The following is a 22,395-nucleotide window of genomic DNA, read 5'->3' on the forward strand; positions in this document are numbered from 1 at the left end:
ATCGGGGGCCACCCGCGGGATGGGGAGTTCTCACCCGTGGAAAACCCCCGACGACGCCGGTTCCGTGGCTACGCTGTCGCGAGTGCCGATCCTCGCCGACCTCTCCGTGCGCCCCTCGGGCGCCCGACCGACCATCGCCTCGGCTCCTGCCGCCGTCCTGGCCGGGGTGAGCGTCCACCTGCCCGAGCGCACGGTCCAGGTGGCCGACGCGGAGCGTGCGCTCGCCCGGTCGAGCCGACCGGGCGCGGTGCCGCGCCTGCCGATGGTCTCGCGCCTGACCGGGGTGCAGCAGGTCCACGTCCTGCCGGACGACTGGAACGCCTCGGACCTCGCGGTCGCCGCGTCGGCCACGCTGCTCGCGGCTCAGGGCCTGGACGTGGCGGACGTCGACCTGCTGATCTTCGCCTCCGCGAGCCAGGACATGGTCGAGCCCGCCACGAGCCACATCGTCGCGGCCAAGCTGGGCGTCCGCGCCCCGGTCATGGACGTCAAGAACGCGTGCAACTCGGTCCTCAACGCGATCGAGGTCGCGGAGGCCCTCGTCGCGACAGGCAGGTACGCGACGGTCCTGGTCGCGTGCGGCGAAGCACCCTCGCGCGCTGTCCGGTGGGACGTCCCGGACCGGGCGACCTACCTGCTGTCGGCCCCGGGGTACACGATGTCCGACGCCGGCGCGGCGGTCCTGGTCCAGCGCGCGCCGGGGCACGGCGAGGGGTCGGAGCCGGTGGCCGGGGCCGCTGACCGGCTCGGGTCCGCGGACGGGAGCGGTGCGTGCGGCGACAGGCCGCGCGGCATCCTGGCGAGCGCGTTCGGCGCCGAGTCGAGCCACTGGGACGTCGGCATGCTCCCCGGTGGGGGCACGGCGTTCCCGCGTGACCTCGACCGCACCTACTTCGAGATCGACGGGTCGCGTCTGCGGGACGCCTTCCTGGCGCTGGGCCCCGGCGTGATCCTCGACGCGCTGGTGCGCGCGGGCCTCACGTGGGACGACGTGGCCCTCGTGGCCGTGCACCAGGTCGCGGTCGCCTACCTGGCCGACGTCCACGAAGCCCTCGGCCTGCCCGAGGACCGCACGATCGTCACGGTCGCCGAGCACGGCAACGTCGCCTCCGCGACGCTTCCGCTCCAGCTCGTGACCGCGCTCGAGAACGGCCGCGTGGGGCCCGGGGACGTGGTGCTCCTGGTCGGTCTCGCGGGCGGGATCAGCATCGGCGCCATGGCGGTCCGGCTGTGAGCGCGCACGTGCCCGGGGCGGACGGTGCGCCCCACGAGGCGCCCCCGGTCCGGCTCGCGGTCGTCGTCCCCGCCCTCGACGAGGCGCACGAGCACGGGATCCTCACGACGCTGCGTGCCCTGCGCGCCCAGGAGGACCGTGACTTCGACCTGGTCGTGGTCGACAACGGCTCGACCGACGGCACCCCGGACCTCGTCCGGACGACCATCGCCGACTGGGACGAGCCGCGCTGGCGCCTCGTGACCGAGGATCAGAAGGGCACGGGTGCCGCGGCGGACACGGGCATGCGCGCGGCGATCGCCGCGGGGGCGACCCACCTCGCGCGCACCGACGCGGACTGCGTCCCCCCGCCGGACTGGACGGTCCGCGTGAAGGCGGCGTTCGCCGTCGGGCACGACCTCGTGGCCGGGCGCATCGTGGCGCGCACCGACGACCTGCCCGTCTCGCGCGTCCGCCAGGCCGTCCTCTCGGGGGCCGTGAGTCTCGCGAGCACGTTCGGGAGGTTCCGCCCGGGCAACCAGGACCCGTCCTACCTCGGCCCGTACGTCATGGCGCCCGGGTGCAACATGGCGATCAGCGCCGACCTCTACGAGCGTGCGGGCGGCTTCCCGCGCACCGCGATCGAGGACCTCCACGAGGACCGCGCCCTGGTCAACGAGGTGCGGCGCCTCACGTCGGCCTACGGGGCGCACCCCGAGGTCGTGGTGCGGGCCTCGACGCGTCGTGCGCACGCCTGGGGGCTCGTGCGGACCCTGGGCTGGTACGCCGACCACCGCTACAAGCCCGAGGTCGTGGACATCCGATGACGGCGCCGTCGACGGTGCGGAGGGGCCGCCCGGCCTCGGCCGAGGACGCCGCAGCCCGCGCCGCCCACCGCTGGGAGGAGCGCGTCCAGCGCGGCGCGCACCCTCTCGTCTACCCGGCGTTCCGCACGCTCGCCCGGCGCGGACCGGTCGTGCGCGTCCCGGGGCTCGGGGTCGTGGTGAACGACGCCGCGACGGCCCGCGAGGTGCTGCTCGACACCGAGCACTTCTCCAAGGTCGGCCCGGGAGCGCCCTCGGACCTGTGGACCCCCGTGCTGGGCCCGTCGGTCCTGCTCAACATGGAGGGCGAGGACCACGCGACGCTGCGGCGGGCGCTCTCGGGGCTCTTCACCCCGCGCTCGGTCGCGCAGCTCACGGCCACCGAGGCCGGGGCCTCGCTGGGGACGCTGGCGCCGCGCCTGCTCGCGGGCGAGACCGTGGACCTGGTGAGCGAGGTCGGGGCGCTCGCGGGCACCGTGATCTGCCGCATGACCGGACTACCGCCCACGGACGCCGCGGTGCGCGACGCGATGGTCGCGGCCCAGTCCGTCGTCGGTCTCGTGCGCCTGCACCGGCGCCGCCTCACCCCGACCCAGGTCCGCTACGCGCGCGAGGTCCTCGACCGGCTGAGCGAGCCCGCCCGCGCGGCGTACCGCGACGGCGACCCCTCGACGGTCCCCGGGCGCATGCGCGGCCTGGGCCTGAGCGAGCGCGAGGCGCTCGGAGCCGTCGGGGCGTTCGTCATGACGGGCACCGAGACCATCCAGTCGTTCACGCCGCGCCTGGTCGCGCTCGCGACCGACACGGGCTGGACGGACCGCCTGCTGCAGGCCGAGCCGAGCGACCCGCTGCGCGGGCGGGTCGTCGAGGAGGCGCTGCGCGTCACGGTCCCGACGCCCGCGATGCTGCGGTCGGTCCGCTCGGCGCACCGCGTGGGCGCCGTGCCCGTGCGGGCCGGGGAGCGGGTCGTGATCGCGACCGTGACCTGCTGCCGGGCGGGTGGGCCGTTCGCGCCCGACCAGGACGCGGACCCCGTCCTGCGCAACCTGTGGTTCGGCGCGGGCCCGCACTTCTGCCTGGGCATGCCGCTCGCCATGGCCCAGGTGGGCGCGGTCCTGGACGCGCTGCGCCCGCTCGCGGCGGCGGGTCGCACGCTCGCGGTCACCGACCGCGAGGTCGCGCGGGGAGTCCTCATCCCGTCCTACCGGCGCCTCGAGATCGAGGCGCGCCCGGTGGGCGGCGAGCAGCCAGCAGCACGCGGAACAGGGGAAGAGACGGCATGAACGGCCCGACGACGGAGCACCTGATCGAGACCATCGGCGCGCACGCGCGGGGAGGGCTCGGCGACGCGGTGGCGCTGCGCTGGTGGTCGCGACCCATCCACCGGGTGCGTGCGGATCGCGTCCCGAACGACCACGTGCGCGAGGAGCTGACGTACAGGGAGCTGCTGCGCCGGGTCGAGGCCACGGCCGACGCCCTGCACCGCGAGGGGCTGCGCGCGGGGGACCGCGTGCTGTTCTCGGTCCGGCCCCGGCCCGAGGGGATCGTCCTGGCGCTCGCGGTCGTGCGGCTCGGGGGCGTCATCGTGTTCGTCGACCCGGGCTCGACCCCCGAGCTGTTCGGGGCGCGCGTGACCGCGGCCGACCCTCGCTGGGCCATGACCGAGGCGCTGCTCTACGCGATCTCGCGCGGTCCGCTGCGGCACGTGGCCAGGTCGCGTGGCCTCCTGCTGCCGGACTACGCGAGCCTGCCGCTGCGCCATGTCCACTCGGGCAGGCGCCTGCCTGGGGTCCCGGGCCACTCGCTGTCCGCGCGCTCGCTCGCGACGGGGCGCCACCGAGGCGGGCGTCGCCGGTTCGTCGCCGGCGCGCCCCCCGTCACGGACCTGCCGCTCGACGCCGAGGCGCTCGTGGTCTTCACGTCCGGCACGACCTCCGACCCCAAGGCCGTGGTCCACTCGGTGGGCTCGCTGGGTTCCGGGTGCGCGCTGCTGGCCGAGGCGTTCTCCCTCGAGCCGGGCGGGGTCGTGCACACCGACCAGATGCTGCTCGGGATCCCGGCCCTCCTCGCGGGCGGCACGTGGTCCGTCCCGCCGGGCACCCCGGGGCAGGACGTCGTGACGTTCGCCCGGCACGCAGCCGGGGAGGCCGGGACGTACCTCGTGCCCGCCGACCTCACGCTCCTGCTCGACGCGGTCGAGTCGGGACGGGCCCCCGCGCGTGGCCCGCAGGTCGCGCTCGTCGGGGGCGCCCCGGTGACGCGCCCCCTGCTCGACCGCGCGCGCCGCCTCCTCCCGGGCACGCGATGGATCGGGGTCTACGGCACGACCGAGATCCTCCCGGTCGCGGTCGTCGAGGCCGACGACAAGCTCGCGCACGCGGGCGACGGGGACCTGGTCGGGCTCCCGCTGGCAGGGATCGAGGCGACCATCGACACGAGCGCCGTGGAACCGGACGAGGACGGCTCCGCCCCCGGGAGAGCGCCGGTCCCGGCTCTGCACCCTCCCGTGGGAGAGCTGGTGCTGCGCGGTCCCTCGCTCATGACGGGATACCTGTCGCACCTCGACGGCGGGCAGCCACCCGTGACCGAGCACCGCACCGGAGACCTCGCCTACCTCGACGAGCGGGGACGGATCGTGCTCGTCGGGCGCACGCGCGACATGATCATCCGCGGCACCGTGAACATCTACCCCGGACTCTTCGAGCCGCGCCTGGCTGCGCTGCCCGGGGTCGGCGAGGCCTCGCTCGTGGGGGTCCTCCAGGACGACGGGGACGAGAAGGTGGTGCTCGTCGTGACGTCGAGCACCGAGGGCGGGCCCGGCACGGGGGACCCTCGCCGAGCCGGCGACCCTGACGGTGACGGTTCGGGTGGTGTCGACGCCGAAGGAGCGCAGGTTCCGCGCACGTCCTCGGCAGCCGCGGCACCGGCGACCCCCGCGACGGGCGCAGCCCTCGCGCCCGCAGTGAGCGCCGCCGTCGGGCAGGGGGAGGGGCCCGTCCTGACGGGCGACCACCCGCTCGTCCGTACCGTGCGCGCGGCCCTGCCGGGCGTGCTCGACCACGGCGCGCTGCCGGACCACGTGCTGCACGCCGACCGCCTGCCCCTCGCGGGGCGCAGCCGCAAGCCCGACCGCGCGGCCCTGTCCCGTGCGGCCGCCCATCACCTCGCAGGCGCGGCGCCCGGGGCGAGCGCGAGCACCACGTGAGCCTGCGGATCGGGGTCACGGGGGCCTCGGGATTCGTCGGGGGAGCGGTCGCCCGCCGCGCCGTGGCCGACGGGCACCGCGTGTGGACCTTCTCGCGACGCGATGCGCACGTCGACGGGGCCGAGCACCGGACGTGGGACCTGGCCGCGGGCCCGCTCGACGACCCGCCCGCGCTCGACGTGGTCGTGCACGCGGGGGCCGCGGTCTCCGACTGGGCGGTACCTGACGTCGCCTGGACGACCAACGTCGAGGGCACGCGTGCCGTGCGCGACACGTTCCCCGCGGCCCGGTGCGTGCACGTGTCCTCGGGCAGCGTCTACGACCCGTACACGCCCACGGTCCGTGGGAAGGAGGACGAGGCCCCCGTCGACCGCTACCTCAACGCCTACGGCCGTACCAAGGCCGCGGCCGAGCGCGTGCTCGTCGCCGACGCCCGGACCCCCGGTCGTGGACCGGTCGTGATCCTGCGCCCGCACGCCGTCTACGGCCCCGGCGACACCACGCTGCTCCCGCGCATCGAGGCAGCGGTCCGAGGGCGACGGCTCGTCCTGGTCGGCGACGGGACTGCGCCCCAGTCGCTCACGCACGTCGACAACCTGGTCGACGCGGCGCTCGCGGCCTCGACGGTCGACCTGCCGGGCGGCGGGGCGCTCGTCGTCAACGTCGCCGACGCCGAGCCCGTGGTGCTGGGCGAGGTCCTGGTCGAGCTCCTGCGCCGCAGAGGGCACGACGACGTCACGCTCGCCGGGATCCCGGCGCGCCCCGGGTGGGTGCTCGCCGCGTGCGCCGAGGCTCTCTCGCGCTGGACACGACGGACCGAGCCGCCGCGGCTCACGCGGTACGCGGTCAGCCACCTCGCGGTCGAGCGGACCTACGACCTGACGGTGCTGCGCGAGGTCCTGGGGGTCGAGCCGCGGGCCACGTCGCTCGTGGGCGCGGAGGTGTGGTGAGGGCGGGGGCCCGGGGCTCAGCCCTTCCGCGCCTGCCCGCGAACGGCGGCAGCGAGTGGCGTGTTCTCGCAGCGCTTCCCGTCGTGCTCCGCGCGCGGAGGCGAGAGGTCGGGGTCAGCGAGCTTCTGGGCTGAGCACACCCGATACGAGAAGCTGCACGAGGACGGTGGCGTCGTAGCGGGCGTCGTTCGCGGCACCGATGCAGAGGTTGCCGATGCCTTTGAGCACGTTGTACGCATCAACCGGCTGAGCTCTGCCTGCGGACTCGAGCGCTGCCTCGAGGAGGACGCCGCACACCGGCACGAGGCGTCCGACGAAGTAGGCATGCAGAGCGTCGGACCCAGCGCCGTCTCCCTGCAGTGCGCCAGCGAGCCCGTGCTTGGTGACGAGAAACTCCACGAACAGGGCAACCCATGCCCGCAGTGCCGCCTCGGGTGTCGCGCTCTCCGCGAGCAGTCGTGGGCCTGCATCGGCACATGCCTCGACCTGGTGCCGGTACACCGCCACCACCAGCTCGGGACGCGTCGGAAAGTGACGGTAGATCGTCCCCACACCGACGCCAGCCTTCGCCGCGATCTCCCGCACCGGAGCGTCGACGCCGGAGGTCACGAACACTGCTGCAGCCGCGTCGAGCAGCACCTGCTGATCTCGACGCGGACGGCCCGCTTGCTGGGGTCGCGCGCCGTGCGACTGCTCCCTCTCGGCGTCAACCATGGCTTCGTCCTCACACCTTCCCATCGCACGCCCTTGCATTACGGAGCGACGTTCCGTAACGTTGCGGAACGTTGCTCCGATAACCAGTATCGCAGAGCGCAGCTCCTCGGAGAGGTACTTCTCATGACTTCATCAATCGTCAGCACGCTGGACGGCATCATCGGTGCCGGGAGGCCGGTCGTGTCGGTCGCTCCGATCGCACTGTCTGCGCCGGGCAGACCGGTCCCGCTGGAGGTGCGTGTCTCGGCACCAGAGACCGGCACAGACCTGCCCGTGGTGCTGTTCTCTCACGGCAACGGATGGAACCTCGACGGGTACGCGCCGCTCACCGCGTTCTGGGCCTCTCGAGGGTTCGTCGTGATCCAGCCCACGCACCTGGACTCTCGCCGGAACGGCTTCGGGTTCGACCACCCCGTCTTTCCGAGAATCTGGACCGAGCGGATCGCGGATCTCGCACGCATCCTCGACCAGATCGACACCATCGAGGCCGCCGTGCCAGGGCTCGCCGGCCGTATCGATCGCAGCCAGGTTGCCGCTACCGGTCACTCCTGGGGTGGACAGACCGCGCAGTCGCTCCTCGGTGCACGGATCTTCGACGAATCGGGCCAGGTCGGCGAAGACATGTCCGACGATCGTGTCGCGGCAGGCATTCTCTTCGCCGCGACCGGCGTCGGTGGCGATGACCTGCACCCGTTCGCACAGGCGAACTTCCCGTTCATGCGCCCCTCGTTCCAGGAGCTGACCACGCCGACCCTCGTCATCGCCGGCGACCACGACCAGTCCACGATGTCCAGCCGCGGACCCGACTGGTTCACCGACGCCTATACCTGCAGCCCCGGCGCCACCGACCTCCTCACCTTCCACGGAGCCGAGCACTCGCTGGGAGGGATCGTCGGGCACGAAGTCGCCGAGACCACCGACGAGAACCCGGAGAGGGTCGCCATCATTCAGCGGATGAGCACTGCGTACCTTCGGACCGCCCTGAACGTCGATGAGACCAGCTGGCCTGCGGTCCGCACTGCATTCATTGAGAGCAACGATCCGGTCGCTCACGTCGACAGCAAGTAGTGCATGACGGCAAGACCCCCGCCGTTCGCCATCAGGCGGTCTCGAGGGGTCTTGCCGCCGACTCCGCAGGTCCCTCCGCGGATCGCGTCGTCGTCCGGGACGGTCGTGCGTACGCGCACTTCGCGGCCTGCTCCTGCCAGCCCAGGGTGGTCGTCGCCCGGTCGACCGAGCCGGAGCGGGCCGGCACTCAGAGCGCGGCGAGCGCCTGACGCACGGCCTGCGAGAGCGCCTTGCCGTCGACCCGGCCGATGCCGCTCGCGGCGGCCGTCGCGGTCTTCATGACGTTGCCCATGTCCTTCATGGACGAGGCGCCGGTCGAGGCGATCGCGTCGGCCACGAGCGCGTCGAGCTGGGCAGGCGTGAGGCTCGCGGGCAGGTACTTCTCGATGAAGTCCGCCTCCGCGGTCTCGTTCTCGGCGCGCTCGGGCGCGTCGGCGTCGAGGTAGATCTGCGCGCTCTCGCGGCGCTTCTTGACCTCGGCGGCCAGGACGGTCTGGACCTCGGCGTCGCTGAGCTCGTGCGCCGCGGAGCCGGACTTCTCCGCGGTGCGGACGGCGCCGATGACCTGGCGGAGGGTGTTCTTGGCGAAGTCGTCGCGGGCCTTCATGGCGGTGGTGAGGTCGGCGGTCAGCCGCTCGATGGTGGTGGTCATGGGTCAATGGTGCCTGGTGCGGGGCCTCCGTTCCTACGCGATTGCGGTTCTCGCCGCCGCCGGGGACACGTCGGGGCCGCCCGGCGCGTCCCGGCGCGCACCCCACCGGGAGCGGTGAGAGGCTCGACGACGTGAGTGCATCGACGGAACCGACCACTGCCCCTGCCCCGCGACCGGTCGGCGGCTGGTCCACAGGAGAGCCGCCCTGGTGGACGAGTGCGGTGGTCTACCAGGTCTACCCGCGGTCCTTCCAGGACTCGGACGGCGACGGGATCGGCGACCTGAACGGGATCGAGCAGCGGCTCGACCACCTCGTGGCCCTGGGCGTCGACGTCGTGTGGCTCTCGCCCGTGTACCGCTCGCCGCAGGACGACAACGGGTACGACATCAGCGACTACCAGGACATCGACCCGATGTTCGGGACGCTCGAGGACTTCGACCGCCTGCTGGCCGCGGCGCACGACCGGGGCCTGCGGGTCGTCATGGACCTGGTGGTGAACCACTCCTCGGACGAGCACGCCTGGTTCCGGGAGTCGCGCGCCTCGCGCACCGACGCCCGGCGCGACTGGTACTGGTGGCGCCCCGCCCGCGAGGGCATGGAGCCCGGCACGCCCGGGGCGGAGCCCAACAACTGGCGGTCGTTCTTCGGAGGCCCCGCCTGGGAGTACGACGAGGCGACGGGCGAGTACTACCTGCACCTGTTCTCGCGCAAGCAGCCGGACCTGAACTGGGAGAACCCGGACGTGCGCCGGGCTGTCCACGACATGATGACGTGGTGGCTCGACCGCGGCGTCGACGGGTTCCGCATGGACGTCATCAACCTCATCAGCAAGGTCCCGGGCCTGCCCGACGGCGAGGTCCACTACGGCGCGTACGGCGACGGCAGCCCGTACTACACGAGCGGTCCGCGGGTGCACGAGTTCCTGCAGGAGATGCACCGCGAGGTCTTCGCGGGGCGGCCCGAGAAGCTCCTGACGGTGGGGGAGACCCCGGGCGTCACGATCGAGGACGGCGTGCTCTTCACGGATCCCGAGCGCCACGAGGTCGACATGGTGTTCCAGTTCGAGCACGTGGGGATCGACCACGGATCGAGCAAGTGGGACGTCAAGCCCCTGCGCCTGACCGACCTCAAGGCGACGTTCGGACGCTGGCAGGTGGGGCTCGCGGAGCGCGGCTGGAACTCGCTCTACTGGAACAACCACGACCAGCCGCGCATCGTGTCGCGGTTCGGGGACGACGGCGAGCACCGCGTCGCCTCGGCCAAGGCGCTCGCGCTGCTGCTGCACCTGCACCGCGGGACGCCGTACGTCTACCAGGGCGAGGAGCTCGGGATGACGAACGCGGGCTTCACGTCGATCGACCAGTACCAGGACATCGAGTCCCTGGGGCACTTCCACGAGCTGGTCGACGCGGGCGTCGCGACCGAGGAGCAGATGCTCGTCGCGCTGCGCGCCATGAGCCGCGACAACGCCCGCACGCCCGTGCAGTGGGACGCGTCGGAGCACGCGGGCTTCACGACGGGCACGCCGTGGCTCGCGGTCAACCCCAACCACGTCACGATCAACGCGGAGGCCGAGCGCGCCGACGACGGCTCGGTCTTCCACTTCTACCGCCGCCTGGTCGCGCTGCGCCACGACGTCCCGGTCGTGGCCCTGGGTGACTTCCACATGCTGGCACCCGACCACGAGGCCGTCTACGCGTTCACGCGCACGCTCGACCTGCCCGCGCCCGCAGAGGGGCCCGACGGCGTCGCGTCCGCCGCGAGCACGGCGTCGCGCGACGAGCTGCTCGTCCTGGTCAACGTGGGCGGCGCCGAGCAGGAGGTTCCCCCGGAGGTCCTGGCCGGCTGGGAGGGCGCCGAGGTGCTGATCGCGACGCACGACGACGCGGCCGCGCGCCGAGCCGGTGTGCTGCGCGCCTGGGAAGGCGTGGTCCTCAGGAGGTCGTGAGCCCGTCCCGGACCGCCGGGAGGAGCCCCGTCGCACCCGGGCGGGCCACCGCCGTCGGGCCGGACGTCCCATTCCCTGAGACGTCCGGCTCGACGCATGACATCCCTCGGGCAAGGGCGTAGTGTGCACAACGTGCAGACGATCCTTCTCGTAGTACTTCCTGAGCGCGCCGGCTGAGGCCACGCAACCAGGTCTCGTCAGCGCGCTCACCCCTCGAAGAGCCCTCACCGGGTACGAGGGGTTTTTTCATGTCACGACCACGACTGTCACGGCCCCTCCCTCCGGGCACACCCCGCCCCGGAAGCGGCCACCTCGTCGCACCACACCGCGACCGCACAGCACGGAGAGCAGCACCAGCAGCAAGAGCAGTACCAGCACCACCACGGTGAGCTCGATCCAGCCGGTGGCAGCCAGCCGCCACCGAGAAACAGGAGATACCGATGGTCCAGGGTCCCCACCCGGCACCGCCGACGCAGGGCGCGCCCGCGCCCGCCGGCGAGGCCGCGGCGCCGAAGCCAGCCCCGTCCCCCGCGAGCGTCGCAGCCCGCCCCGAGAGCCGAGCCCGCGCTGCGGTGCCCGGCGAGCGTGCGGTGAGCTCCGTCGTCGGGCCCGAGGAGGTCACGGGCGCGCAGTCGATCGTCCGCTCCCTCGAGGAAGCCGGTGTCGACGTCGTCTTCGGCATCCCCGGCGGCGCGATCCTGCCCACGTACGACCCGCTCATGGACTCCAAGAAGCTCCGTCACATCCTCGTGCGTCACGAGCAGGGCGGCGGCCACGCGGCATCGGGCTACGCCCACGCGACCGGTCGCGTCGGCGTGACCATGGCGACGTCCGGCCCCGGCGCGACGAACCTCGTCACGCCCATCGCCGACGCCAACATGGACTCGATCCCGCTCGTGGCGATCACGGGCCAGGTCGGCGCGTCCCTGATCGGGACCGACGCCTTCCAGGAAGCGGACATCGTCGGCATCACCCTGCCGATCACCAAGCACAACTTCCTCGTGACCGACCCGGACGAGATCCCGCGCGTCATCGCCGAGGCCTTCCACATCGCCCAGACCGGGCGCCCCGGGCCGGTCCTCGTCGACATCGCGAAGTCGGCCATGCAGGCCCGCACCACGTTCTCGTGGCCCCAGGAGCTCCAGCTGCCCGGGTACCACCCCGTGACCAAGCCGCACTCCAAGCAGATCCGCGAGGCCGCGCGCCTGCTCGCGACGGCCAAGCGCCCCGTGCTGTACGTGGGCGGCGGCGCGATCCGCTCGGGCGCCTCGGCCGAGCTGCGCCGCCTCGTGGACCTGTCCGGTGCCCCCGTGGTGACCACGCTCATGGCTCGCGGCGCGCTGCCCGACTCGCACCCCCAGAACCTCGGCATGCCCGGCATGCACGGCACCGTCCCCGCGGTCGCGGCGCTCCAGAAGGCCGACCTCATCGTCGCCCTCGGCGCACGCTTCGACGACCGCGTGACCGGCGTGCTGTCGAGCTTCGCCCCGAACGCCACGACCGTGCACGCGGACATCGACCCGGCAGAGATCGGCAAGAACCGCGAGGTCGACGTCCCGATCGTGGGCGACCTGCGCGAGGTGCTCACGGACCTCGTGCCCGAGCTCGAGCGCGAGCACGCTGTCAAGGGCAAGCCGGACCTGGGTGCCTGGTGGCACCAGATCGACGACTGGCGCGAGACCTACCCGCTCGGCTACTCCGAGCCCGAGGACGGTCACCTCGCGCCCCAGCACGTCATCCAGCGCCTGGGCGAGATCTCCGGCCCCGACTCGATCTACGTCGCGGGCGTCGGCCAGCACCAGATGTGGGCCGCGCAGTTCATCCGCTACGAGCACCCCAAGACGTGGCTCAACTCGGGCGGCCTCGGCACCATGGGCTACTCGATCCCGGCCGCGATGGGCGCCAAGGTCGGCCAGCCCGACAAGACCGTCTGGGCGATCGACGGCGACGGCTGCTTCCAGATGACCAACCAGGAGCTCGCGACCTGCACGATCAACGAGATCCCCATCAAGGTCGCGCTGATCAACAACTCCTCGCTCGGCATGGTCCGCCAGTGGCAGACCCTGTTCTACGAGTCCCGCTACTCCAACACCGACCTCCACACGGGCCGCGGTACCCAGCGCGTGCCGGACTTCGTGAAGCTCGCCGACGCCTACGGCTGCGAGGGCATCCGGGTCGAGTCCAAGAGCGAGGTCGACGCGGCCATCAAGCGCGCCATGGAGATCGACGACCGTCCCGTCGTCGTCGACTTCAACGTCTCGCGCGACGCGATGGTGTGGCCCATGGTCGCCTCGGGCGTCAGCAACGACAACATCCAGTACGCACGCGGCATCTCGCCCGCGTGGGACCGCGAAGACTGAGACCGGGGAGAGCCGCAACCATGTCCCGTCACACCCTCTCCGTGCTCGTGGAGAACAAGCCCGGCGTGCTCACGCGCGTCGCGGGCCTGTTCGCCCGGCGCGCGTTCAACATCCACTCGCTCGCCGTGGGCCCCACGGAGCACGAGGAGATCTCGCGCATCACCGTGGTCGTCGACGTCGACCAGAACCCGCTCGAGCAGGTCACCAAGCAGCTCAACAAGCTCGTCAACGTGATCAAGATCGTCGAGCTCGACCAGGCCTCGTCGGTCCAGCGCGAGCTGCTGCTCGTCAAGGTCCGTGCCGACGGCGCCAACCGCACGGGCGTCCTCGAGGTCGTCGAGCTGTTCCGCGCCAAGGTCGTCGACGTCGTCCCCGACGCCGTGACGATCGAGGCCACGGGCACCCCTGAGAAGCTGAGCGCCCTCCTCGGTGCGCTCGAGCCCTACGGGGTCCGTGAGATCGTCAAGTCCGGCACCGTGGCCGTCGGCCGCGGCGCCCGCTCCATCACCGACCGAGCGCTCGACCGCGCCCACCGGTCCGCCTGACCCAGTCCCCCCGCCGGTGGACACCCCCACGTCGCCCACCGGCGTCGAACTATCGTGTTCGTCACCACCTCAAGAACCCAAGGAGTAACACCGTGGCAGAGCTCTTCTACGACGACGACGCCGACCTCTCGATCATCCAGCAGAAGAAGGTCGCGGTCGTCGGTTACGGCAGCCAGGGGCACGCGCACGCGCAGAACCTTCGCGACTCGGGCGTCCAGGTCGTCATCGCACTCAAGGAAGGCTCCAAGTCGATCGCCAAGGCGACCGACGAGGGCTTCGAGGTCAAGACGGTCGCAGAGGCCGCCCAGTGGGCCGACCTCATCATGATCCTCGCGCCGGACCAGCACCAGCGCTCGATCTACAACGACGAGATCAAGCCGAACCTGGCTCCGGGCAAGACGCTCGCGTTCGCGCACGGCTTCAACATCCGCTTCGGCTACATCGAGGCCCCCGAGGGCGTCGACGTCATCCTCGTCGCCCCCAAGGCGCCGGGCCACACGGTGCGTCGCGAGTTCGTCGCGGGCCGTGGCATCCCCGACATCATCGCCGTCGAGAAGGACGCGTCGGGCCAGGCGTGGGACATCGCGCTCTCGTACGCGAAGGCGATCGGTGGCACGCGTGCCGGCGTCATCAAGACGACGTTCACCGAGGAGACCGAGACCGACCTGTTCGGCGAGCAGGCCGTCCTGTGCGGCGGCGTGTCGCAGCTCGTCCAGTACGGCTTCGAGACGCTCACCGAGGCCGGCTACCAGCCGGAGATCGCCTACTTCGAGGTCCTGCACGAGCTCAAGCTCATCGTCGACCTCATGTGGGAGGGCGGCATCGCCAAGCAGCGCTGGTCGGTCTCCGACACGGCCGAGTACGGCGACTACGTCTCGGGCCCCCGCGTGATCGACCCGCGGGTCAAGGAGAACATGAAGGCCGTCCTCGGGGACATCCAGAACGGGGCGTTCGCGAAGCGCTTCATCGACGACCAGGACGCGGGCGCCCCCGAGTTCAAGGAGCTCCGCGCCAAGGGCGAGGCGCACCCGATCGAGGCCACGGGCCGCGAGCTGCGCGGGATGTTCGCGTGGGCGAAGTCGGGCGACGACGACTACACCGAGGGCTCGGTCGGTCGCTGACCTTCGCCTCGCTTCACGCGGGGTGAGTGGCTCACCTTCGAGGCGGGCGGCACCTACCGCGCGATCTTCATCCGGCCTGGCGGCCTCCCGCCAGACCCGACCACGATCGCGCGGCAGGCGCCGCCCGCCTCTGTGCTGTCGGGTCGCCCGTGCGCGCGCGGGTGCCCGACGGCGGTGCCTCCTCGGGAGCTCGGGTCGCGGCTCCGTCCGTGGTCGTGCGGGGGGCGGCGGGGCTCGGTTGAGGGTGACGGGTCGGTCCGCCAGGACGACAGGTGCTCGCGCCGGGGGGCCGTGCCGGTTCGCCAAGGGGACGTACTGGTCGGGCGAGACGGTCGGCCGGGTGGAATCTGTGCGACATCCGCCGGTGAAAGTGCGACAAGACGGGCAGTCCGGCGTTCCGTGGTCCACCATGGACGCATGAGCGACGACATCGACCGCAGGGCAGACGGCACGAGCGCCGGTACGAGCGAGGACCCGCGAGCAGCAGAGCTCCTGGAGTTCTGGGAGACCGCGCGGGTGCGCGCCGGCGAGGGCAAGGTGGGCGTGGTGACCGGGTTCGGGGTCTCCGCGACCGTGCCGCCCCCCGCGTGGTCGTTCGGCGACAACCCGGAGCTCGCCGACGGGCTGCTCCACGCAGTGCTCTCGGGCGAGAAGACCGCGACCTCGTCCTCGCACTGGGAGTACGACGAGGAGACCCCCGTCCCGGCCGTCGGCGAGCTGTCCATCATCCTGGACGGCGACGGCCACCCGCGTGCGCTGATCCGCACCACGTCCGTCGAGATCGTGCCGTTCGACCAGGTCGACGCCGACTTCGCGGCGGCCGAGGGCGAGGACGACCGGTCGCTCGAGGCGTGGCGTGCCGGGCACCGCGACTACTTCACGAGGGTCCTGGTCGACCACGAGTTCCGCGAGGACATGCCCGTGGTCTGCGAGCGCTTCGAGCTGCGGTTCCCGCGTCCGCGATGACCCCACCGGAACCGCACGGGGCCCCGGGCCTGTTCGCCGACCGGCTGCGCGTCCTGGTCGTCGCGGCGCACCCCGACGAGCCCGACGAGTACGCGGGTGGCATCGCCGCACGACTCGCCCTGGCCGGCCACGGCGTGAAGTTCCTGTCGCTGACGAACGGCGACGCCGGGCACTGGTCGACTCCGCGCAAGGCCCTCGCGCGCCGACGCGCGGTCGAGGCGTTCGCCGCGGCGCGCGAGCTCGGCGTGCAGGAGTACGAGATCCTCGACGAGCACGACGGCGAGCTCGTGCCGAGCATCGCGCTCCGTCGTGAGGTCGTCGCCAGGATCCGCCGCTGGCAGGCGGACCTGGTCGTCACGTTCCACGACGAGTGCCCCGGCCACCTCGACAACCGCGCGGCCGGACGCCTCGTGCGCGAGGCGGTCTCCGTCGTCGGGCTGGCGAACGTCGTGCCCCGCGTCCCTGCGCTGGAGACCCCACCCGTGTGCCTGCTCATGCCGGACCACGACGCGCTCGCGCACCACCGGCACGACGTGGTGGTGGACGTGAGCAGCACGATCGAGGCCAAGCTGCGGGCCTGCCTGGCTCACGCCTCGCAGTTCCTGGAGTTCGCGCCCTGGCAGCGCGGGCTGCTCGACCAGGTGCCGCCCGCGAGCGACCCCGTGGGGCAGCGGGAGTTCGTGCTCGAGCACTGGGCGCCGTACCTGTGCACCCAGCCCGAGGTGCGCGCGGCGGTCGCCGCAGCGGGCCTCGACCCCGTAGGGGAGTACGCCGAGTCGTTCCAGCTCGCCGACTACGGGCGGGCGACCACGGCCGCCGAGGTACGCGCGCTGCTGGGGTGAGCCGATTCCTCGGCGACCGGACGGCGAGAGGCGCGCTCCGCCGTCGGGCCAGGCCGGCGACGGCTGCGTGAGGGTGGGTGGTGGTCGCCGTCCCAGGCCGCGACCACCACCCGTCGGGGCAGGTGAGAGGAACTACCCCGAGTGCGAGGGCGCGAGGGCGCCGGTCGTCGTGCTGGGGCGGACCGCCGAAGACGTGACGGGCGGTGCGCCGTGGTCCGCGAGGTGCAGCGAGACCCGGTCGAGCAGGAGGGAGCGGACGTCGGCCGCGACGACGGCCTCGGCCCCGCGCAGCACGGGGGCGACCGGCACCAGCGTCGGAGCGATGGGCGCCACGCCCTGCTCGGTGTCGAGAAGGTGGCTGCGCGTCGCGTCCGCGAGCCGCTGCCCGCCCGCGATGCACGTGGGGCCGCCGAGCACCAGCAGGTGCGGCTCGACGACCGCGACGACCGGCTGCACCACGGCGGCGACGCGACGCCCGAAGTCCTCGACGAGCGCCACGACCGCGGGGCTGTCGGGCTCGGCGGCCATGGCCGCGAGGACCTCGGCGTACGTCGTGCCCGGCACGCCGTACCGTGCGGCGAGCTCCTCGAAGCGGCGACCGCCCACGAGGTCCTGCAGGTTCATCGAGTGGTCGTCGTACTCGCGGACCGTCACGGGGACCGGCAGGTAGCCGAGCTCGCCCGCAGCCCCGGTCGCGCCGTGGTGGAGCGACCCGTCGATCAGCGTGCCGAGGCCGATGCCACCGCCGAGCCAGAGCAGCGAGAAGCTCTTCTCGGTGCGTCGGCCCGCGTCGCGCTCGGCGATCGTGGCGAGGTTGACGTCGTTCTCGATCCGGACGGGGACGCCGAACTCCTCCTCGAGGAGGGTGCGGACGCCGAGCAGGGGCCACCCCGGCAGGTCGCCCACGAGCCAGAGGTCGCCGCTGACCGGGTCGGCCGCGGCCTGGACCCCGGCCACGATCGTGCCGACGCGCTCGACCGGCACGCCCGCGTCCGAGCAGGCCGCGTCCCACGCGGCGAGGACGTCGCGGACCGCGGTGCGCTCCGCGGACGTGGGGACGTCGGCGGAGCCGAGGACGTTCCCGCGGGCATCGACGACGCTCGCCCGCACTCCCGTCGGGAGGACGTCGAGAGCCAGGCCCACGACGACGTCCGTGCGGGCGGCGTACATGACGGCCTGCGGGCCCCGCGCGCCCTGGACCGCTCCCGTCGCCTCGATCAGCCCAGCGGCCTCGAGGCGGGCGACGATCTGGGAGGATGTAGGGCGGGAGACGCCGGTGAGGTCGCCGATCTGGGACCGCGTCATGGGGCCGGTGTCGAGCAGGAGCTCGAGCGCCGCGCGGTCGTTGATCGTGCGGAGCAGTCCCGGTGTCCCCGGGATGTGCGTGCGGGACACGTCTTTCGGCCTCTCTGCCGGCGTCTTAGGAAAGTTTCCTAAGAGTTACCTACTCTGGCGATTTGTGCAAGTTGAGACCTGGGGTCGGCTGCGAGTGCTAGGCGGCCCGGGGCCTCGCCCCGTCTCGGACTCTTGACCGTAGCCCTCCTCCCTCGCGAACGGACGTCATCGTGAAGTCTCCTTCCTCGTGTCGGCGGGCCCTCTGCCTCACCGTGGCGCTCGCAACGGTCGCGGTGTCCCTGAGCGGGTGCCGGTCGTCGGCGCCGCACACCGAGGCGACCGTCGAGCGGATCGTCGACGGGGACACGATCGACGTCCTGGTCGACGGAGAGAGCCGGCGTGTGCGGCTTCTCAACATCGATGCCCCCGAGTCGGTCGATCCCGACCAGGCCGTCGAGTGCCTCGGTCCTGAGGCTGCCGAACACCTCGCCCGGCTGCTCCCGGTCGGCACGGCGGTCGGCCTCGCCTACGACGAGGAGCGGACGGACTCCTACGGTCGAGAGCTGGCCGGCGTCTTCACCGACGAGACCTTCGTCAACGCCGAGATGGCACGCGCGGGGCTCGCTGACGCAATCCTCGTCCAACCCAACGAACGCTTCTTCGCCGAGGTGGACAAGGCGCGGGCCGAGGCCGAGGAAGCAGGGGTCGGGCTGTACTCGTCGGAGACCACCTGCACCCTGCCTGGTCAGGTCACCTCTTTCGAGGCGCAGGTCGCAGCGGCCGCCACCGCCGAACCCGTGGCGGGGGCGACCCTTGAAGAGATCAATGCCTACGGTGCGACGCTGTCAGCCCTGGCCGTGGCGGGCGGGGTCGTCGATCGTGTGCTTGCCGGGGACGGGAACCCGCTGGCGAGGTCGATGGCCGGTACCGCGGTGCTCGGCCGCCTGGTCGACCGGCGCGCTGCCGCTGGTGCCGAGGTCGAGAGGTTGATCGCGTCGACAGCGGCGGCCCGGCTCGCCGAGGAGGAGCGACTCGCGGCGGAAGCGGCCCGAGTCGCCGAGGAGCAGCGGATCGCGGCAGAGGTGGAAGCCGCGAGGGTCGCCGAGGAGCAGCGACTCGCAGCGGTGGCAGCCGAGCGGGCGGCAGCCGAACGCGCTGCGGCCGACAAGGCGGTTGCCGATCGTTCTGCCGCGAACGGTTCGACCGGCGGCGGGTCCGCGACGACCGGTTCCGGTTCGTCGGGTGGCAAGGACGGGTACACGGGCTGCCGAGCCTATGGTTCTGGCGGGACGTCGATCGACGCCAAGGGGCGGCCATACACCAAGATCGACTGTGTGACGAAGCTGCCGATCGGCTGAGAGCGCATCCAGGCGCGCTGCCGTGCTGCGAGGCGCGGAAGGCCGCGGATCGCGCGGTGCGGAGCGTTCGAGGCGTGAGATGGGCGTCCCGAGGACTGGCGCCCGGGCGTAGCGTTCATCGCATGACGCGCAACATCGAACTGGCAGTGGTGGCCGGAGACGGCATCGGCATCGAGGTCGTCGAGCAGGGCCTCGCGGTCCTCGAGGCGGCTCTCACGGGCTCCGACGTCAAGGTCTCCACGACCCCCTTCGACCTGGGTGCGCGCCGCTGGCACGCGACCGGCGAGACCCTCACCGACGAGGACCTCGCGGCGATCCGCACCCACGACGCGATCCTCCTGGGCGCGATCGGCGACCCCACGGTGCCGTCGGGCGTCCTCGAGCGCGGCCTGCTGCTCAAGCTGCGCTTCGCGCTGGACCACTACGTCAACCTCCGCCCGGGCAAGCTGTACCCCGGTGTGAAGTCCCCGCTGGCGGACCCGGGCGAGATCGACTTCGTCGTCGTCCGCGAGGGCACCGAGGGCCCGTACGTCGGCAACGGCGGCGCACTGCGCGTCGGCACGCCGCACGAGATCGCGACCGAGGTCTCCGTGAACACCGCGTTCGGCGTCGAGCGCGTCGTGCGCGACGCTTTCGCCCGCGCCCAGGCACGCCCCCGCAAGCACCTGACGCTCGTGCACAAGCACAACGTCCTGGTCCACGCCGGTCACCTGTGGCGTCGCACGGTCGAGGCCGTCAACGCCGAGTTCCCGGACGTCACCACGGACTACCTGCACGTGGACGCCGCCACGATCTTCCTCACGACGAACCCGTCGCGATTCGACGTCATCGTCACCGACAACCTGTTCGGCGACATCCTGACGGACCAGGCCGCCGCGATCACCGGCGGCATCGGCCTCGCAGCCTCGGCCAACATCAACCCGGACCGCACGGCCCCCTCCATGTTCGAGCCGGTGCACGGCTCGGCCCCCGACATCGCGGGCCAGGGCAAGGCGGACCCCACCGCCACGGTCCTGTCCGTCGCGATGCTGCTCGACCACCTCGGCCTGACCGAGCAGTCGCAGCGCGTCGAGGCCGCGGTCGCCGCGGACCTCGCCGAGCGGGGGAGCCGAGTACGGTCGACGGCCGAGGTAGGGCGCGAGCTCGCTGCCCGCGTCGCCGGCTGATCGGTCCCCGACACGCCGTCGCGCCGCCGTTCGTCCCCCATGTGGGGGTCGGGCGGCGGCGCACACCCTCTGCCGTCCTCACCGCTCCCACGTCCTCTTCGACGACCCGGGAGTTCTCGCCCGCCCTGCGGGCGCCACGAGGCGCTCCGTCATGGAAAACTAGGCGAGGAACCCACCCGGGTCGCCAGGTGAAAGGCCCATGACATGACTTCCCCCCTCACAGCGCAGCCCGCTTCCTCGGCCGAGGACCTCGTCGCGCTCTTCGACATCCGCCCCTCGGACACCCCCACCTCTCCCGAGGCGAGGGCCGCAGCGATCGCCGCCCCGAAGTTCGGCACCGTGTTCTCGGACCACATGGCCCGGATCAGCTGGAACGCGACCGACGGCTGGATCGACCGCCGCATCGAGAAGTACGGTCCGCTCCAGCTCGACCCTGCCACCGCGGTCCTGCACTACGCCCAGGAGATCTTCGAGGGTCTCAAGGCGTACCGGCACCAGGACGGGTCCGTGTGGACCTTCCGTCCCGAGGCCAACGCAGCCCGCTTCGCCCGCTCGGCCCACCGTCTCGCGCTCCCCGCGCTCTCGGTCGACGACTTCATCGGCTCGATCACCGCGCTCGTGCGCACCGACATCGAATGGGTCCCGGACGGCGAGGAGGCGAGCCTCTACCTGCGTCCGTTCATGTACGCCTCGGAGTCGTTCCTGGGCGTGCGCGCCTCGCTCGAGGCCGAGTACCTCGTGATCGCCTCGCCCGTGGGCCCGTACTTCTCGGGGGGTGTCAAGCCCGTCTCGATCTGGGTCGACCGCGAGTACAGCCGCGCCGGCGCGGGAGGCACGGGGGACGCCAAGTGCGGCGGCAACTACGCCTCGAGCCTCCTGCCGCAGACGCTCGCCCAGGAGAAGGGCTTCGAGCAGGTCTGCTTCCTCGACTCGTCGACGAACACCTTCCTCGAGGAGCTCGGCGGCATGAACGTGTTCGTCGTCAAGGCGGACGGCTCGGTCGAGACGCCCGAGCTCACGGGCTCGATCCTCGAGGGCGTGACGCGCTCGTCGATCATCCAGCTCCTCACCGACCGCGGGCACGATGTGAACGAGCGTCGCATCCCGCTCGAGGAGCTCCTCGCCGACATCCGGTCGGGGGCCGTGACCGAGGTGTTCGCGTGCGGCACCGCGGCGGTCGTCACCCCGATCGGTCGCCTGGGCGGGTCGAACTTCGACCACACGATCGCCGACGGCGGCGCGGGCGAGCTCACGCTGGCGATCCGTGGCGAGCTCACGGACATCCAGAACGGCCGTGCGGCCGACCGCCACGGCTGGATGACGCGCCTGGCCTGAGGTCCGTCGCCGACGTCCCGCCGCGTGCGGGGCAGCTCTCGCCGGTCGGCGAGAGCTGCCCCGCACGCGGCGTATCGGGGGCTCAGAGCGCCCGGCGCACGATCGTCCTGCCCGCGACCCCCGCGAGCAGCGACCAGACAGCGACCCCGATCAGCAGGTTCACGAGCCCGGACAGCGCGGCCGACGTCGCGTCCGACGTCCAGGCGAACGGCAGCGCCGTGATGACGACGATCACGAGGGCCATGATCCAGCCGAAGAACGCCCGCGGCCGGGGCGTCGTGAGGATCAGCAGGTGCAGCAGGCCCGCCGCGAGCAGGGCCAGGATCGCTCCGTCGATCGCGAAGGCCGCCTGGTGCGAGCCGGTCGTGAAGATGTCCGGCGGCGGCACGAGCGTGAACGAGAAGATGCGCTCGAGGATGATGACCGCCACGAGGCCGATGAGCGCGGCGACCAGGGCCGTGGCGGCTGCCCCGGCCCAGAAGCGGCCCACCTCGACCGCGAGGCGCGGGTCGGCCGGGTTGACCGGCTCGTGCGGCGCAGGGTAGTCGGCGCGCGGGTCGGGCGGCACCACGGGCGGGATCGCCGGCGGCACGCCCTGGGGATGGCCGGGCTGCGGGACGTTCGGGCGGGGCGGGAAGTTCGGGTCGCTCATGATGCGTCTCCTGTCGTTGCAGGCTGCCGTTCCGGGCGCTCACTGGTCGGGGTGCTCAGTCCGTGGACACCGTTCCATCCTCGCGGCTGCTGTGGCAGCATGTGTTCTGTGACACACCTCGTCTCCCACCTCATTATCGA

The 22,395-nt window shown here is 72.4% G+C and carries 19 protein-coding genes; 15 read left to right on the forward strand and 4 right to left on the reverse strand.

Annotated features, from left to right (window positions below):
* Positions 1-82: 82 nt before the first annotated feature.
* From ASE15_RS19605 to ASE15_RS19625, 5 genes are read left to right on the forward strand one after another with little or no spacing between them, the layout of a single operon-like run.
* Positions 83-1,234 (forward strand): 3-oxoacyl-ACP synthase III family protein, encoded by a 1,152-nt coding sequence (locus tag ASE15_RS19605; protein WP_235534591.1) that lies wholly within the window; start codon positions 83-85, stop codon positions 1,232-1,234.
* Positions 1,231-2,040 carry a glycosyltransferase family 2 protein gene (locus ASE15_RS19610; RefSeq protein WP_056765388.1) on the forward strand — a complete coding sequence of 270 codons (810 nt, stop codon included), beginning with the start codon at positions 1,231-1,233 and terminating at the stop codon, positions 2,038-2,040. The genes ASE15_RS19605 and ASE15_RS19610 overlap by 4 nt, the downstream gene beginning before the upstream one ends.
* Positions 2,037-3,320 carry a cytochrome P450 gene (locus ASE15_RS19615; RefSeq protein ID WP_200960592.1) on the forward strand — a complete coding sequence of 428 codons (1,284 nt, stop codon included), beginning with the start codon at positions 2,037-2,039 and terminating at the stop codon, positions 3,318-3,320. The genes ASE15_RS19610 and ASE15_RS19615 overlap by 4 nt, the downstream gene beginning before the upstream one ends.
* The gene (locus ASE15_RS19620; RefSeq protein WP_056765392.1) at positions 3,317-5,242 is read left to right on the forward strand and encodes a class I adenylate-forming enzyme family protein; all 1,926 of its coding nucleotides are present in this window, start codon (positions 3,317-3,319) and stop codon (positions 5,240-5,242) included. The genes ASE15_RS19615 and ASE15_RS19620 overlap by 4 nt, the downstream gene beginning before the upstream one ends.
* Positions 5,239-6,192, forward strand: a complete 954-nt coding sequence (locus tag ASE15_RS19625) for an NAD(P)-dependent oxidoreductase (RefSeq protein ID WP_235534592.1) — start codon at positions 5,239-5,241, stop codon at positions 6,190-6,192. Before ASE15_RS19620 ends, ASE15_RS19625 begins: the two co-directional genes overlap by 4 nt.
* A gap of 114 nt (positions 6,193-6,306) precedes the next feature.
* Here the strand turns inward: ASE15_RS19625 and ASE15_RS19630 are convergent, their stop codons facing one another.
* Positions 6,307-6,906, reverse strand: a complete 600-nt coding sequence (locus tag ASE15_RS19630) for a TetR/AcrR family transcriptional regulator (RefSeq protein ID WP_056654450.1) — start codon at positions 6,904-6,906, stop codon at positions 6,307-6,309.
* A gap of 123 nt (positions 6,907-7,029) precedes the next feature.
* Here ASE15_RS19630 and ASE15_RS19635 point away from each other — a divergent pair, with 123 nt between their 5' ends.
* The gene (locus tag ASE15_RS19635; RefSeq protein WP_056765395.1) at positions 7,030-7,974 is read left to right on the forward strand and encodes an alpha/beta fold hydrolase; all 945 of its coding nucleotides are present in this window, start codon (positions 7,030-7,032) and stop codon (positions 7,972-7,974) included.
* 187 nt (positions 7,975-8,161) lie between these two features.
* Here ASE15_RS19635 and ASE15_RS19645 read toward each other — a convergent pair whose 3' ends face one another.
* Positions 8,162-8,626 (reverse strand): GatB/YqeY domain-containing protein, encoded by a 465-nt coding sequence (locus ASE15_RS19645; protein ID WP_056654456.1) that lies wholly within the window; start codon positions 8,624-8,626, stop codon positions 8,162-8,164.
* 131 nt (positions 8,627-8,757) lie between these two features.
* On the opposite strand from ASE15_RS19645, the gene ASE15_RS19650 reads away from it, so the two are divergent.
* The 6 genes from ASE15_RS19650 to ASE15_RS19675 all read left to right on the forward strand — a co-directional run bounded on the left by ASE15_RS19650 (position 8,758) and on the right by ASE15_RS19675 (position 16,409).
* Entirely contained in the window at positions 8,758-10,575 is a 1,818-nt protein-coding gene (locus ASE15_RS19650) for an alpha-glucosidase (protein WP_082618626.1), read from the forward strand.
* Between the two features lie 440 nt (positions 10,576-11,015).
* Positions 11,016-12,935, forward strand: coding sequence for an acetolactate synthase large subunit (locus tag ASE15_RS19655; RefSeq protein WP_056654460.1), 1,920 nt, complete (start codon positions 11,016-11,018; stop codon positions 12,933-12,935).
* 20 nt (positions 12,936-12,955) lie between these two features.
* Positions 12,956-13,480, forward strand: coding sequence for an acetolactate synthase small subunit (ilvN, locus tag ASE15_RS19660; RefSeq protein WP_056654462.1), 525 nt, complete (start codon positions 12,956-12,958; stop codon positions 13,478-13,480).
* Positions 13,481-13,572: 92 nt separating this feature from the next.
* Positions 13,573-14,601, forward strand: coding sequence for a ketol-acid reductoisomerase (ilvC, locus tag ASE15_RS19665; protein WP_056654464.1), 1,029 nt, complete (start codon positions 13,573-13,575; stop codon positions 14,599-14,601).
* Positions 14,602-15,018: 417 nt separating this feature from the next.
* A complete protein-coding gene (locus ASE15_RS19670) occupies positions 15,019-15,567 on the forward strand; it encodes an ASCH domain-containing protein (protein ID WP_056654466.1) in 549 nt (182 codons plus the stop codon).
* Positions 15,564-16,409 carry a PIG-L deacetylase family protein gene (locus ASE15_RS19675; protein WP_056654468.1) on the forward strand — a complete coding sequence of 282 codons (846 nt, stop codon included), beginning with the start codon at positions 15,564-15,566 and terminating at the stop codon, positions 16,407-16,409. Before ASE15_RS19670 ends, ASE15_RS19675 begins: the two co-directional genes overlap by 4 nt.
* Before the next feature lie 132 nt (positions 16,410-16,541).
* On the opposite strand, the gene ASE15_RS19680 is transcribed toward ASE15_RS19675, so the two are convergent.
* On the reverse strand, positions 16,542-17,804 hold the full coding sequence (locus tag ASE15_RS19680) for an ROK family transcriptional regulator (protein WP_056765410.1): 1,263 nt from the start codon (positions 17,802-17,804) through the stop codon (positions 16,542-16,544).
* 212 nt (positions 17,805-18,016) lie between these two features.
* On the opposite strand from ASE15_RS19680, the gene ASE15_RS19685 reads away from it, so the two are divergent.
* From ASE15_RS19685 to ASE15_RS19695, 3 genes are all read left to right on the forward strand, one after another.
* A complete protein-coding gene (locus ASE15_RS19685; protein WP_056654477.1) occupies positions 18,017-19,102 on the forward strand; it encodes a thermonuclease family protein in 1,086 nt (361 codons plus the stop codon).
* Positions 19,103-19,224: 122 nt separating this feature from the next.
* Positions 19,225-20,268, forward strand: coding sequence for a 3-isopropylmalate dehydrogenase (locus ASE15_RS19690; protein WP_056654478.1), 1,044 nt, complete (start codon positions 19,225-19,227; stop codon positions 20,266-20,268).
* 204 nt (positions 20,269-20,472) lie between these two features.
* Positions 20,473-21,603, forward strand: coding sequence for a branched-chain amino acid aminotransferase (locus ASE15_RS19695; protein WP_056654480.1), 1,131 nt, complete (start codon positions 20,473-20,475; stop codon positions 21,601-21,603).
* A gap of 82 nt (positions 21,604-21,685) precedes the next feature.
* Here ASE15_RS19695 and ASE15_RS19700 read toward each other — a convergent pair whose 3' ends face one another.
* Positions 21,686-22,255, reverse strand: a complete 570-nt coding sequence (locus ASE15_RS19700; RefSeq protein WP_056654483.1) for a hypothetical protein — start codon at positions 22,253-22,255, stop codon at positions 21,686-21,688.
* Positions 22,256-22,395: the final 140 nt, after the last annotated feature.

This window comes from Oerskovia sp. Root22 (assembly GCF_001429135.1).
GTDB lineage: Bacteria > Actinomycetota > Actinomycetes > Actinomycetales > Cellulomonadaceae > Oerskovia > Oerskovia enterophila.